This is a genomic window from Rhodococcus erythropolis R138 (genome assembly GCF_000696675.2).
GTDB classification, from domain to species: domain Bacteria; phylum Actinomycetota; class Actinomycetes; order Mycobacteriales; family Mycobacteriaceae; genus Rhodococcus_F; species Rhodococcus_F erythropolis.
Genome location: NZ_CP007255.1, coordinates 5,853,697 through 5,867,638 on the forward strand (window position 1 = coordinate 5,853,697; position 13,942 = coordinate 5,867,638).

A 13,942-nucleotide genomic window follows, 5' to 3' on the forward strand; every position below is an offset into this window, starting at 1 on the left:
TTAGGTTAGGCTGTGCTCATGCTAACTCAGGCGGTGACAGAATTGTCCGCTTCCCTCGCGGCCTCGCCCGACATCGACACCTTCTGGAACCGGATAGTGCAACAAGGCACGCCGATCATCGAAAGTGTTGATACACATACAGTTCGAGTAACTTTCCTCTGGCGACAGCCCGAGGAGGCGGAAGTCGAGCGCGTCTACCTCGACGCAAACTCGTTGACCGACCATCACGCGGAACAACTCAGCGTGATGCAACGGGTCGGCGAGAGTCCGGTGTGGTTCTACGCCGCCGAAGTCTCGAACACCTGGCGCAGCAGTTACAGCATCATCCCGGTGCCGAAGTCCGTAGTCGACGAATTCGACTATCCGGGAGCAGGCAAGGAAGACACGACCCGCCGCACCCGATGGTTGGGGTTGCTCGAACACCGCATTGCCGACCCACTCAATCCGCTCTCCGCAGGCGTGGACACAAGGCGTTCCGTCGCTGAGATGCCCTCGGCGCCGGTCCAGTTCGGTTGGGATGCTCCAGTTTTCAGGAAGTCGATACAGCTCACCTGGGCCAGTTCGACTTTGGACGTCGAGCGGCCGGTGTGGATCTACGAGACCGTGGACGACGGATTGACACCGCTCGAAGAACGGCCGCTCGTGATACTTCTCGACGGGCGCCACTGGGCCGAGGTCATGCCAGCAGGTGCCGCCTTCGATCGTGCAGTGCAGACCGGCAAACTGAAGTCCTGCGTTCTGCTGGCCATTGATTCCGTTGACAATCAACGTCGTTCGAAGGAATTGCCGTGCAACCGCGACTACTGGAGTGCAGTCGTCGACGAACTACTTCCGCAGGTGCGCGCCGTCGCACCCTTCTCGTCTGATCGAACGCGAACGGTGGTCTCGGGGCAGAGCTTCGGCGGCCTGGCCTCGATGTTCGCAGCACTCGAATTCCCCGAACACTTCGCGCTGGTCGCCAGCGGGTCCGGTTCATTCTGGTGGCCGACAGGCTTGAAGCGCGGCGAGGACGGTCCGCCGGGTGGAGACATCGCCGCACGCATCGAGCGCGATGGCGTGCCGGACGGTTTACGCGTTGTCCTCGAAGTAGGTAGGCACGAGTCCGACATGGTCGGGCACAGCGCAGCGGTCGCACAGGCGTTGAAGGCTGCCGGAGCGCAAGTGTCGTATCGGATCTTCGACGGCGGCCACGACTGGTTGTGCTGGCGCAGTGTCCTTCTGGACTCCGTTGTCGAACTGATCGGCAGTCCCTGAAAGTGGCCGGTGCCGCTAGTTCAGTGCACCGCGAATGACGGCAGCCGTGCTGTCGAGAATTGCCCGATTGGGCGTGCGAGGTAGCGCACGCAGGCCGAAGCCGTCGCCGCGATTTCGCGGAATGACGTGCAGATGAACATGGAAGACTTCCTGCCCCGCAACAGCTCCGTCAGAGAGATGCAGATTCACTCCGTCGACGGGGAGAGGTCCGGTACGCATCGCTGCGGCGATCTTCTGTGCGACGGAAAAGATCCTGGCACCGTCGTCGGAATCGAGCGTGGACAATCCACTGGCGTGGCGCTTCGGCACGACCAGGAGATGGCCGGATGTGAACGGCCGAATATCCATGAAGGCAAGGACATTCGCGTCGTCGTAGACGACGCTGGCCTCGGCCTCACCGGCGATGATGGAACAGAAGATGCAGTTCATGCTCTTCGACCCTGTGCGCCTTTTCGGTGGTGGTGACTACCGAAAAGGCGCACGGGGGCGTAGCCCTTACAGAATCGGCGACGGCGCATACGCCGCAGCTTCGGGGTTGGCGTCGACAAGCTTCTGCACCTCGGCGACAACGGCGTCGACCTGAGCAGACGCGGCGCCGACAAAGGCCGCCTTGTCGGCCAGTGCCTCGTCGAGTGCGGCGCGGTCGAGCGGCAAACGGTCGTCGGCGGCAAGGCGATCGAGCAGGTCGGGCTCCTTGCCTTCCTCACGCATCGCCAGCGCAACTGCGACGGCGTTCTCCTTGATCGCCTCGTGCGCGGTCTCGCGTCCGACGCCCGCGCGCACCGCTGCCATGAGAACGCGGGTCGTGGCGAGGAACGGCAGGTAGCGCGTCAGTTCCTTCTCGATGACGGCCGGGTACGCGCCCATCTCGATCAGCACGGTCAGGAAGGTCTCGAACATGCCGTCGATCGCGAAGAACGCGTCCGGGAGAGCGACGCGACGCACGACGGAGCAGAAGACGTCGCCTTCGTTCCACTGTGCACCCGCAAGCTCGGCTGCCATGGAGCCGTAGCCGCGCAGGATCACCTGAAGTCCGTTGACTCGCTCGCACGAGCGGGTGTTCATCTTGTGCGGCATCGCCGAGCTGCCGACCTGGCCGGGCTGGAAGCCTTCGGTGACCAGCTCATGGCCGGCCATCAGGCGGATCGTGTGTGCAAACGACGACGGGCCCGCGCCGACCTGGACGAGCGCGGAGATGACGTCGTGGTCGAGGGAACGCGGGTACACCTGGCCGACGCTGGTCAGTACGTGGGCGAATCCGAGGTGCTCCGCGACCTTCGCTTCGAGCTGCTCGAGCTTGGCCGCATCGCCGTCGAGGAGGTCGAGCATGTCCTGAGCGGTACCCATCGGGCCCTTGATCCCACGCAGCGGGTAGCGGTCGATCAGCTGACGCAGACGTGTCAGTGCAACGAGAAGCTCGTCGGCCGCGGAAGCGAAACGCTTGCCCAAGGTGGTGGCCTGAGCTGCGACGTTGTGCGAGCGGCCGGCCATCACGATGGACGAGTACTCGGCAGCGCGCTCACCCAGACGGGCGGCGACGGCGATGCCGTGGTTGTAGACGTGTTCGAGAGAACGCACGATCTGCAGCTGCTCGACGTTCTCGGTGAGGTCACGGCTGGTCATGCCCTTGTGGACCTGCTCGTGTCCGGCGAGTGCATTGAATTCCTCGATGCGTGCCTTCACGTCGTGGCGGGTGACCCGCTCGCGGTCCGCGATGGACGCCAGGTCGACGTTGTCGATGACGCGCTCGTAGTCGTCGATGGCGTCGGCCGGAATGTCGATGCCCAGCTCTGCCTGCGCACGCAACACCGCCACCCACAATTGACGCTCGAGCACGATCTTGTACTCGGGAGACCACAGAGCAACAAGCTCCGGGCTGGCGTATCGGTTGGCAAGGACATTCGGGATGCGGCTCACGAGGCCTCAGTCTAACGGTGGCCGAGCAGTGCTGTTACCCCCGAGCTAGAGCAGCTGTCACCCCCGAGCTAGAGCAGCTGTCACCCCCGAGCTAGACGACCGGCGGCGCCATCACGTCGATCGATTCCAAGAGCATTCCTCTGGCCAACCCGCGTGGGTCCGGGTCGTACTCCCCGAGCGCCGTGATCATCGCGCCGTCGACCATCGCGACAAGACGGCGCAATTGCCCCTCGGGAGCCGTTCGGCCCGAGCGTCGAAGCGCATCGGTCAACAGGTCGTCGAGCTGGGCGCGTAGGCGCAACTGCACGTCACGAAGCGCGGGATGACGGGCACACGCCACAAATCGTTCGTAGCGCGAGATCAATCGTTCGCGGCTCTCCGGCCGCTTCTCTTCGTCTCCGAGCAGCAGCTCGACCAAAAGTTCGACGGTTGATTCCGCGCCCCGCCGACGTTGGGTCACCGCAGCCACTCTGGCGCGCATCGCTTCCATGTCGGCGTTGCCGTTGAGCTCGACGGCACACGCGATCAGATCGTCGAGTGAGTCGAAGTAATAGGTCGTCGAAGCCAGAGGAAGGTCGGCCCTGGTTGCCACCGCTCGGTGACGAACGGCGTCGAACCCGCCCTCCAGCAAAAGTTCAGCAGCGGACGCCACCAGAGCTTGGCGACGTCGTTCACCCTTGGGCGTAGCTGCAGAAGACACCACGACATCGTGCCAGCAGAGGGCACCTCCGCATGGCGAAACAGCTCGAAGACCCTGCTGTTTGTTACCCGAGCCACTTCTCGAGGCGGGTCAGCGCCTCCTGGATGTCGGCTGTCGCGCCCGCGAACGAAAGTCTGACCATCCGGTTTCCGTGGACGGTGTCGAAATCGATTCCGGGTGCCAACGCGACCCCGGTATCTGTCAGCAACCGGGCACACCACGCGGTGGCGCCCTCGTCGCCACACAGATGGCCGATATCCGCGTAGACGTAGAACGCACCGTCGGCGGGAGCCAGCTCGGTGATGCCCAGTTTCGGCAACCCGGTCAACAGCAGTTCACGATTGACGGCGTACCGCTGAACGTGCCCGTCCAACTCGACCTTCGCCTCGTCCGAGAACGCCTCGATGGCGGCGTACTGAGAGATCGCGGGCGGACACACCGTCATGTTCGACGCGAGTCGCTGCAGCGGGCGCCGCAAGTACGTCGGCACCAACATCCACCCGAGCCGCCAACCCGTCATCGAGAAGTACTTGGACACCGAGCCGATCACAACGGATTCGCGTGAGGTCTCCCAGGCGCTCGACGTGTGCTGATCGCCGTATCCGATGCCGTGGTAGATCTCGTCCGAGATCAGAAGGGTGCCGTGCTGCTCGCACCACGTCGCCAACGCAGCGAGCTCCTCGGGCGAGATCACCGTGCCCGTCGGATTTGCCGGGCTGGCGACGATCAGACCGGCAGGCGGCGACGGCAAGGCCTCGAGCATGTCCACCGTCGGCTGGTATCGGGTTGCCGGCCCGCAGTCGAGTTCGACGACGTTGCAGCCGAGAGCGGCAAGGGTGTTGCGGTAGGCGGGATATCCGGGGCGAGCGACCACCACGGTGTCGCCCTCGTCGAACGCGGCCAGGAAAAGCAAGGTGAACGCCCCGGACGAACCTGTCGTCACCACCACGTCTTCGGCGTCGACGGCTATTCCCGATCGCTCGCTGTGGTAGCGCGCAATAGCTTCGCGTAGCGGCAGGATCCCGAAAGTCTCGGTATACCCGAGTAGTTCGGTGCCGAGGATCTCGCGCGTCGCACGTAGCACCGGTGCCGGCGCGGGGGTCGACGGTTGACCGGCAGCCAACGTCAGAACGTCACCGTGCGTCCGCTGACGTTCGGTCGCGGCCTTCCATACATCCATGACATGGAAGGTCTGGATATCTGATCGACGAGATTCTGAGCGCACACCCCGACGGTAGCCGAACCACACTTCCGTGAGAAACGACGACCATCCTTTGTGACGATCCGACAGATTCAGGTGCTCAGCATGAGTCGATTCAACGAGACCTGGGCCACGTCCCTCGCGCAGCATTGATCAACGACATCCTTCGATCAAAAGGTGCATCAGATGAAAGCTCGCTCAGTGCCCACCGCGGCTCTGGTCACGATCGGCGTTCTCACGGTTGCCTCGTGCGGAAGCACCTCTGATCCTGGCGGCGGTACCTCCGGGGACTACGCCAAGGACGGGAGTTTCACGACGATCGTGAACACCGACCCCGGCAACCTTCATCCCCTGATCACCAACCTGACTGCCACGCAGGCAATCAACAGCTATACCAACGACTCGTTGTTGGCCATCGACCCCAAAACCCGTGCAGCGGGCTCGTATCTGGCCGAAAAATGGAGCGAGAACGGAACTTCGCTGAACTTCACCCTCAAAAAAGGGATCACGTGTGAAGACGGCACGACGTTCACTGCCCAGACAGCCGCGAACAACATCAACTGGGTCGTCGACAAGACGAACGGCTCGCCGTGGCTGGGAGCGTCGGTACCCGAAACTGCAGTAGCAACCGCCGATGGCGACGAGCTCACGATCAAGACGGCGGAACCTGCGCCCTTCCTGCTCGAGCGCATCGGTGCTCTCAAACTGGCATGCCAGGCAGCACTCGACGACCCCGCCAGTGTTCGCGGCAGCAGCAACGGAACCGGCCTGTTCAAGATCACCGAAGTAGTGGCAAACGATCACGTGACGCTCGAACGCCGCGACGGATACAACTGGGGACCGAACGGCGAAACCACATCGGACACCCTCGGAGTGCCCAAGGCCGTCACGATCAAGATCGTGACGGACGCGGCGACGACGGCGAACCTGGTCCTCACCGGAACGGTGAACGCAGCACCGGTGGCCGGTGCGGATATCGAACGTGTGGAAGCGTCCGGCCTGGAATCGATGACGTCGAACACCTTGAGCGGGCAGTTCATCTTCAACCACAATGCTGCTCTTCCCACCAAGGACGAAGCGGTGCGCAGCGCGCTCGTGCAGGCAATCGATCTCGACGACTACACGGACATCAACACCGGTGGCAAGGGTTCGCGCGCTACGGCATTGGCCGTTGTCGATCCGCGGGCATGTGACTACGACAGTGTCACCGGTGTAGTTCCGAAGTTCGACATGGCCGCGGCGAAGAAGACCCTCGCCGACGCCGGCTGGAAGCCCGGATCCGACGGCGTTCTGACCAAGGACGGTCAATCGCTGCAATTGACGGTCATCTTTGCCAACTACCGCGATACCACTTCTGCAGCAGCAGAATACGCGATGAAGCAGTGGCAGGAACTCGGCGCGAAGGTAGAGCTTCGCGGTGGTGACAACAATTTCATCATCTCCAATACGTTCGCGGCAAAGGACCTGACATCCTGGTCGATCTCGATCGGTCTGACCGTCCAGAGTGACACTCCCAGCATCTTCGTTCCGTACTTCTCCGGCCCGACCCCTCCGGCGGGCGTCAACTTCGCATCGATCGACAATCCCGAGTACACCGAACTGGCTGCGAAGGCCTCGGTTCTGCCCGGGCAGGAATCCTGCTCGGTGTGGAAGGAAGCGGAACAGGCGCTGTTCACCTCTTCTGACGTCGTTCCGGTATCCACATCGCCGAACTTCATGTTCTTCAACGGTGCGACGTCCCTGTACGCGCCGATTGGTGGAACCCTGGCGGGCCCAGGCATCCGAGTTCTGAAATAAGCCGGAAGACAAAGCTTTACGTCTGCATCTATTTCTCCGATTCGAAGGATCTACATGACTGACCGTCCATTTGTTCTCGACGACCTCCACCGCGTGGTCACACCCACTGAAACCGCAATCTCGCCCGACGGCACCGTGGTCGTCTTCGTTCGCTCGGAAATTGTTGCCGGAAAGGCAACTACATCTCTCTGGGCAGTGTCCCGCGATTCCCAGGCTCGCCGCCTCACTGCGGGGCCCGCCGATTCGGCACCTCGGTTCTCTCCGGACGGAACTTCGATTGCCTTCCTCCGTAAGGTCGGCGACTCCGCGCAGCTGCACCTGATCCCGCTCGCCGGCGGCGAGGCCGAAACCCTCACCACAGCAGCATCACTCCCCCTCGGTGCCGGCGCACCGGTCTGGAGCCCGGACGGAAATGCCATTGCATTCGCCGCTGTGATCTCACGTTCGGACTCCACCGATCCGAATGCGCCCATCGTCACCGACCGACTCGGATACAAGGTGGACGGCGCCGGTTGGCTCGGCACCTTCCGTCGCCACCTGCACACCGTCGATCTGGAGACGAAGGCAGTACGACGCCTCACCGACGGTGATTGGAATGCGGACGTACCGTCCTGGTCGCCCGACGGCACGGCTCTTGCCTTCACCGCGAATCTCGAACCGGACAGCGATCTGAACCTCACGTTCAGCGCTTACCGAATCCTCGTCGACGATCTGTCAGTTCCGCCGCAGCGACTCGGTCACGCCACCGGGGTGCAGGGCTCCACACTGTGGCACCCGCAAGGAGATTCGGTCGTCGCCATCGGCACCCCCGAGGTCCGTGTCGGAACTGCCGACCTGATCCGTCTGTCCGTCCCCGGCCCAACTGAGACACCGGTCGACGTCACCCTCACAGCTCATCTCGATCGCAACGTGATGCCCGGCGCGCCCGGTTACCCCGGTGGCACACCGGCACTGTCGAATACTCGCGACGAAATCGTGTTCTGCCTCCGCGATCGCGGATGGACGCATCTGTATGCAGCCGATATCGAAACCGGCACCTCTCGCTCCCTCGTCGCCAATCCCAACGAGGTCATCTCGGCGCTCTCCGTTGCCCGTGACGCCCGCGTCGCCTCCGTCATCGTCACCACACAGCAGTCCTTCGGTGAGGTCGCACTCGTCGATCTCGACAGCGGCGCTGTCACCACGCTGACAAAATTCACCGCAGAAGCACTCCCCGAGGTGACCCTGTTTGCCGCCGAGGAGCGCGAATTCACCATCTCCGACGGCCGTACCGTGCATGGCTGGTTGCTGTCCGCTCCCGAAACTGATGGCGCTGCCCCCCTTCTGCTCGACGTTCACGGCGGACCGCACAACGCGTGGACCGGCGTTGCCGATACCTATCACCCCGCCCACCAGGTTCTCGCAGCGCAGGGCTGGCGCATCCTGACCCTCAATCCACGTGGATCGGACGGGTACGGCGCAGACTTCATGTACGCCGTCAACGGCGCCTGGGGTACCTCGGACCAAGCCGACTTCCTCGAGCCGATCGACGCACTTGTCGCCGAGGGACTTGTCGACGGGGACCGCCTGGCGATCACCGGGTACAGCTACGGCGGATACAGCACCTGCCACCTCACCTCGCAGACCGATCGCTTTGCCGCGGCGGTGGCCGGTGGGCTGATCTGCGATTTCAACGCCATGGCCGGAGTCTGCGATTTCGGTCCGCACCTCGCGTCGCTCGCCACGGGCACCACTGTTCCCGAGAACTCCGCGGGGCTGCTGGCAGCCTCACCGCTCGCCGCCGTGAAGAACGTGGTGACTCCGACGCTGATCCTGCACGGAAAGTCGGACGAGCGGTGCCCGCTGGGTCAGGCCGAGGCCTGGTTCGCCGCACTTCGCCAGCAGCATGTACCCACCCGACTGGTGGCGTATCCCGGTGCAAGCCACGGGTTCCTCGTCAACGGCTCGATCTCGCACCGAATCGACTACAGCACACGGCTCATCGAGTGGGTGAAGCGATACACCTCCGCGAAGCTGCCCAAGACCGGCCTGGCCAATGCATCTGCCGGCGCCGACGCGTGGAAGCGCTCACTGGACGTACTGTGTGAGCGTTACGGCGTCACCGGTGCTCAATTCGGTATTCTCACACTCGATTCCAGCGGCAAGGAAATCACCCGTACGACGGTGGCTTCCGGCGTGATCAATGCAGACACCGGGGTCGAGGTATCCACCGACTCCCTGTTCCAGATCGGATCCATCACCAAGGTATGGACCGCGATGCTGGTCATGCAGCTGGTCGACGAAGGCTTGCTCGACCTGGACGCGACCGTCCGGTCGATCCTGCCCGACTTCGCACTGCAGGACGAGGAAACAGCCGCCCGCATCACGGTTCGCGCACTTCTGAACCATCGCAACGGAATCGACGGTGACCTCTTCATCGACAAGGGTCGCGGAGACGACGTCGTCGAACGCTACGTCGAGGGCCTGCGAGACTTCCGTCAGGTTCATCCACTCGAGGACGGCTTCGCGTACTCGAATTCCGCGTACGTCCTTGCAGCTCGTATCGTCGAGGTTCTTCGCGGCGGTATCTGGGACGACATCCTCAAGGAGCGGATCATCGATCCACTCGGCCTCGCGCACACACTCACGTTGACCGGAGATACTCCGAGATACTCTGTGGCAGCGGGTCATACAGGGAACTCCGTCGTGATGCCCGTCTGGCCGATCACGCGCTCGATGGGGCCGGCCGGCTGCATCACTGCCAGCATCGGAGATCTGCTCACGTTCGCGGAACTCGGCCTTCTCGAAGGTCAGAGCGTCGACGGTGTGCGGATCGTGTCGGAAAAATCAGCCGCCGCGATGCGTACACCCGAAATCGATATCAGCGAACTGTTCCCGGACAAGTCGGGCTGGGGTCTGGGTTGGTTCCACGAAACCTGGTCGGGCGAAGAAATTTTCGGCCACGACGGCAGCACCATCGGGCAGCACGCATATCTGCGCATCTTCCCCCGCCACAATGTCGCGATCGCGCTGCTGACCAGCGGCGGCAAAGCAGACGGCCTCTATCGTGATCTCTTCACCGAAGCCGCGGCCGCATTGGTCGGACTCGAACCTCCGCAAGCCCTCGCCCCGAACCCCGCGAGTGTGGAGTCGATTCCGGATTCGGTTCTGGGTAAGTACAGCTCGGGCGGAATAGCAATCGAGTTCCGTCGTGGAGAGTCCGCTGACGAGGCTGTGATCACCGTCATCGGCGACGTCATCCCGAATCCCGAGGAAGACGAAACAGCTCCGAAGAAGCCTGCAGCGGTAGCCACTCTCGTACCGTCGCAGATCCCGGGGACCTGGACCACCCGTCAACCCGGGGCTGCCGGTTGGACGACGGTACGACCGCACCGCGACGGCGTGTACGTCGGATTCCGCTTCCTACCACGGGTTAACGCGTGACGACGACCGATACACATACGATGACGGAAACACCGAACGCCGAAACACAGAACGCCAGCGAACTCGAGGAATCAAAGATGCAAGAACAGCTTCAGGAACTCGTCGACCAGTGGAGGGTCGAGGCAAACATCCCCGGCGTCTCGGTCGGTATCGTGCACGGCGACAAGGACATCGTCGTCACCAGCGGCATCGAGAGCGTCGAAACCCAGCTCCCGGTCACCGACAAGACGATGTTCATGATCGGTTCCACCACAAAGGTTTTTGCTGCAACAGCCGCGATGGCACTCGTCGAGGACGGCCTACTCGATCTCGACACCCCGCTGGTCGAGTACGTCCCCGAACTGACCCTCGCCGACGACGAAGCCACCCGCACAGTCACGATGCGTCATCTTCTGACGCACACCGGCGGATTCACCGGCGACGCCAGCCTCTCGGCCGGCTGGGGTGAAGACGCGCTGGGTCGATCGATTTCACGGCTGAAAGAACTGCGACAGGAATTTCCCGTCGGAGAGGTGTTCTCCTACAGCAACTCCGGATTCGTTCTCGCCGGATACGTCGTAGCCAAGATCAGTGGACTGACCTTCGAAGAGCTGGTCAAGCAGCGCGTTCTGGACCCACTCGAGATGAAGAACTCGGCGTTCCTGCCCTGGGACGTGATGACCCACCGGTTTGCACTCGGCCACTACATCCGCGAGGGTGAGCCGTTCGTGTCCAACGAGACCGGACTGGACCGCGGTATGACGCCCTGCGGTGGAATGTGGTCCTCGGTGCGCGATCAGCTCGTCTGGGCACGCTACGCACTGTCGGGCGAACACCCGGGTGAGGGACAGCCGCTCGACGAGTCCACCCGGTTGCTGATGCAGAAGCCGCAGCGTCCCGCCGCGATGATGTTCGAGGAAGTCGGCATCGGCTGGCTGCTGACTCGATACGGAACCACCCAGGTAGTGCGGCACGGCGGAAACGTCAGCAACCTCCAGGTCTCCGAGTTCTTGACCGTGCCTGAGAAGAACTTCGCCGTCACCGTGTTGACCAACGCACTCGGCGGCGGAATCGGCAAGAAGATCGTCGACTGGTGCATGGCCAACCTCGCAGAGTTGCCCGCGCCGGCATCTCTCGACGTGGTCGAGCCCGAACCCTCTGCCGTCGACGCCGTCCTGGGCAAGTACCAGGCCGGCAACCTGACCATGACCGTCGCCCCCGGTGACGAGGGAATCGGCGTCCGCATGGGCAGCGCGCAGGACCTCGGCGAATACGAGGACATCGTCTGGCCACCGGCGATCCCGATCGCCTTCGTCAACGATCTCGACTTCGCTGCTCGCGCCGACACCACGCGGACGCTGGGGCGCTTCGTCACCGATGACACCGGACGCGCCGTGATGCTCGAATTCGGCGGCCGAACCGCCAAGCGAGTGGCTTGATCCTCTAGACGGGTGACGCGGTCCGATTACGAGGCCGCGTCACCCGTCTTTGTATATGCACAGCCTTTGTATATATGCACAGCCGCGAAGGTACAGACTGGACGCCATGAACGTCATCGGCGAGTCGATTCTGCACCCGTCCCGGTGGAGCGTGCGCGCCCGGACGACCGTGGCATCGACCCTCGTGATCGCCTTCTGCTTGGTGATCGCCGGGCTTGCACTGGTTTTCGTACTGGCGAACTCCCTGCACCTGTCCGCACTGAACAGCTCCGAGGCCCGTGCCGCACAGTTGGTCCAGCAACTCACCGGGAAGGGCCCAGCCGATCTCGACCCTTCGCTTCTGTCCACCGACAGCCAGATCGGAATCGTGCAGATCGTCGACGCCGATCACCGAATCGTCGCCCAATCGCCTGGAACTGACAGCGACCTACTCTCCGAACGCATTCTCGGCCCTGACGAGTCGGACACCTATGGAAGGGTCAAGAAGTCCGACGACGAGGACTACTGGCTGATCGGACACGGCGCTCAGACGCCGGCCGGACCGGTCACCGTTTTCGTCGGCGCCGACCGTGAACCGGTTGAAACCGTGGTGACCACCGTTGCCGTTCTGCTCGCCATCGCCGGGCCCCTGGTTCTTGGACTGGCCGCGTTTGCCACTTACCGCCTGGTGGGTTCGGCTCTCGCTCCCGTGGAACGCATCCGCGCTCGGGTTGCCTCGATATCGAGTGGGCGTCAAGGTGAACGAGTCCCCGTCCCGTCCGGGAACGACGAGATAGCCCGACTGGCAACAACAATGAACGACATGCTGGCGCGCCTCGACGAAGGCGCACTTGCTCAACAACGATTCGTCAGCGATGCCTCCCACGAGTTACGTAGTCCACTGTCCACGATCACGACGGCTCTCGAACTGGCACACCGACGCCCGGATCTCCTCGACGACGCACTGATCGAAGACGCGCTACTTCCCGAGGCGCGACGGATGCGGCAGTTGATCGAGGATCTGTTGATTCTCGCGCGCTCGGACGAAAGCGAACTCGAATCCATCGGTACCGTCGTCGACGTCGACCTCGACGACATTCTGTTCGCCGAGCAGAAGCGGATCGACGGTATCTCCGAGATCGCGGTCACCGCCACCGTTGCTCCGGTTCGCGTGTCCGGAGACCCGAGGGCGTTGGCGCGCATGGTGCGAAACCTGGTCGACAACGCAGTGCGGCACGCCGAGACCCTCGTGCATCTCGAGTGTTCCGAAGCCGGCCACGAAGCCCATATCGTGATCGAGGACGACGGGCCCGGAATCCCTGCAGCAGAACGCGAACGAATCTTCGGACGCTTCGTCCGCCTCGACCAGCCGCGATCGAGGCAGGGAGGTGGCTCCGGACTCGGACTCGCCATCGCGTCGGAAATCGTTGCGGCGCATCACGGAACCATTTCTGTCAGCGAGAGGGTAGGCGGTGGAAGTCGATTCGAGGTGACAATTCCGCTACCGACCGATTGAAGATCAGGCAGTGCCGACAAAGCGGTACCCGATGCCTCGAATGGTTTCGATGCTGTGGGTTCCGAACGGGAGGTCGACCTTCTTACGTAGGTAACCGATGTAGACCTCGACGATGTTCTCGTCACCTTCGTAGTTGGTGTCCCAGACGGAGCGAACGATCTCGGTCTTCGTGACCACAACTCCGTTGTTGCGCATCAGGAACTCGAGAACGCTGTACTCACGTGGCGTCAGCGTCAATTCGATTCCCGCTCTGATCACCTGATGTTTGGCGGGGTCGAGGGACAGGTCTCCCACGGTGAGTATCGATGGACGCTGGGGAGCGCCCCGCCGCACCAGTGCGCGAAGCCGCGCGAGGAATACTACAAACGAGAAGGGCTTGACCAGGTAGTCGTCGGCACCGAGATCGAAAGCATCAGCGAGGTCGTATTCGCCGTCCTTCGCCGAGAGCATGAGGATCGGCGTCCACACCTCCCGGGCGCGTAGGTCCCGCACGATGTCGTATCCGTGTTTGCCCGGCAACATGATGTCGAGAACGATCACGTCGAATTCGTCGCTGCAGGCAATCGCGAATCCGTCGTCCCCGTTGAGTTCCACGGCGGTCACGAATCCCTCGGCTACCAATCCCCGCCGGATCGTCTCGGCCAGGCGTACTTCGTCTTCGACAACCAGTACTCGCACCACCGGCCCCGTTTCGTCGACACGCAGTTGTTCGGATGCACCCAGTAGAGCAGACGGTG

The 13,942-nt window shown here is 62.8% G+C and carries 10 protein-coding genes; 5 read left to right on the plus strand and 5 right to left on the minus strand.

Annotated elements, in window-relative coordinates; all coding sequences use genetic code 11:
• Positions 1 to 18 precede the first annotated feature (18 nt).
• Positions 19 to 1,254 (plus strand): enterochelin esterase, encoded by a 1,236-nt coding sequence (gene fes, locus H351_RS26910; RefSeq protein WP_029254551.1) that lies wholly within the window; start codon positions 19 to 21, stop codon positions 1,252 to 1,254.
• 15 nt (positions 1,255 to 1,269) lie between these two features.
• On the opposite strand, the gene H351_RS26915 is transcribed toward fes, so the two are convergent.
• From H351_RS26915 to H351_RS26930, 4 genes are all read right to left on the minus strand, one after another.
• Positions 1,270 to 1,683 (minus strand): HIT family protein, encoded by a 414-nt coding sequence (locus H351_RS26915; RefSeq protein ID WP_019747060.1) that lies wholly within the window; start codon positions 1,681 to 1,683, stop codon positions 1,270 to 1,272.
• Positions 1,684 to 1,749: 66 nt separating this feature from the next.
• Entirely contained in the window at positions 1,750 to 3,171 is a 1,422-nt protein-coding gene (purB, locus tag H351_RS26920; protein WP_019747059.1) for an adenylosuccinate lyase, read from the minus strand.
• A gap of 91 nt (positions 3,172 to 3,262) precedes the next feature.
• On the minus strand, positions 3,263 to 3,871 hold the full coding sequence (locus tag H351_RS26925) for a TetR/AcrR family transcriptional regulator (RefSeq protein WP_024487531.1): 609 nt from the start codon (positions 3,869 to 3,871) through the stop codon (positions 3,263 to 3,265).
• Between the two features lie 64 nt (positions 3,872 to 3,935).
• Positions 3,936 to 5,051 carry a pyridoxal phosphate-dependent aminotransferase gene (locus tag H351_RS26930; RefSeq protein WP_179154745.1) on the minus strand — a complete coding sequence of 372 codons (1,116 nt, stop codon included), beginning with the start codon at positions 5,049 to 5,051 and terminating at the stop codon, positions 3,936 to 3,938.
• Between the two features lie 207 nt (positions 5,052 to 5,258).
• Here H351_RS26930 and H351_RS26935 point away from each other — a divergent pair, with 207 nt between their 5' ends.
• The 4 genes from H351_RS26935 (at position 5,259) to H351_RS26950 (ending at position 13,205) form a co-directional block, all read left to right on the plus strand.
• Positions 5,259 to 6,869, plus strand: coding sequence for an ABC transporter substrate-binding protein (locus H351_RS26935; protein ID WP_020968549.1), 1,611 nt, complete (start codon positions 5,259 to 5,261; stop codon positions 6,867 to 6,869).
• Between the two features lie 54 nt (positions 6,870 to 6,923).
• Complete coding sequence (locus H351_RS26940; protein WP_029254550.1) at positions 6,924 to 10,292, plus strand: serine hydrolase; 3,369 nt, start codon at positions 6,924 to 6,926, stop codon at positions 10,290 to 10,292.
• A 20-nt stretch (positions 10,293 to 10,312) separates the two neighbouring features.
• Positions 10,313 to 11,710: a serine hydrolase domain-containing protein gene (locus H351_RS26945; protein WP_019747054.1), complete on the plus strand. Its 1,398-nt coding sequence runs from the start codon at positions 10,313 to 10,315 to the stop codon at positions 11,708 to 11,710.
• A gap of 106 nt (positions 11,711 to 11,816) precedes the next feature.
• Positions 11,817 to 13,205: a sensor histidine kinase gene (locus H351_RS26950; protein ID WP_029254549.1), complete on the plus strand. Its 1,389-nt coding sequence runs from the start codon at positions 11,817 to 11,819 to the stop codon at positions 13,203 to 13,205.
• A 3-nt stretch (positions 13,206 to 13,208) separates the two neighbouring features.
• Here H351_RS26950 and H351_RS26955 read toward each other — a convergent pair whose 3' ends face one another.
• Positions 13,209 to 13,883 (minus strand): response regulator transcription factor, encoded by a 675-nt coding sequence (locus tag H351_RS26955; protein ID WP_024487527.1) that lies wholly within the window; start codon positions 13,881 to 13,883, stop codon positions 13,209 to 13,211.
• Positions 13,884 to 13,942 lie beyond the last annotated feature (59 nt).

Coding starts and splice junctions, on each gene's coding strand:
- H351_RS26935 (WP_020968549.1), top strand. CDS start 5,259: ATGAAAGCTCGCTCAGTGCCCACCGCGGCTCTGGTCACGATCGGCGTT.
- fes (WP_029254551.1), top strand. CDS start 19: ATGCTAACTCAGGCGGTGACAGAATTGTCCGCTTCCCTCGCGGCCTCG.
- H351_RS26930 (WP_179154745.1), bottom strand. CDS start 5,051: ATGGATGTATGGAAGGCCGCGACCGAACGTCAGCGGACGCACGGTGAC.
- H351_RS26950 (WP_029254549.1), top strand. CDS start 11,817: ATGAACGTCATCGGCGAGTCGATTCTGCACCCGTCCCGGTGGAGCGTG.
- H351_RS26945 (WP_019747054.1), top strand. CDS start 10,313: ATGACGGAAACACCGAACGCCGAAACACAGAACGCCAGCGAACTCGAG.
- H351_RS26915 (WP_019747060.1), bottom strand. CDS start 1,683: ATGAACTGCATCTTCTGTTCCATCATCGCCGGTGAGGCCGAGGCCAGC.
- H351_RS26940 (WP_029254550.1), top strand. CDS start 6,924: ATGACTGACCGTCCATTTGTTCTCGACGACCTCCACCGCGTGGTCACA.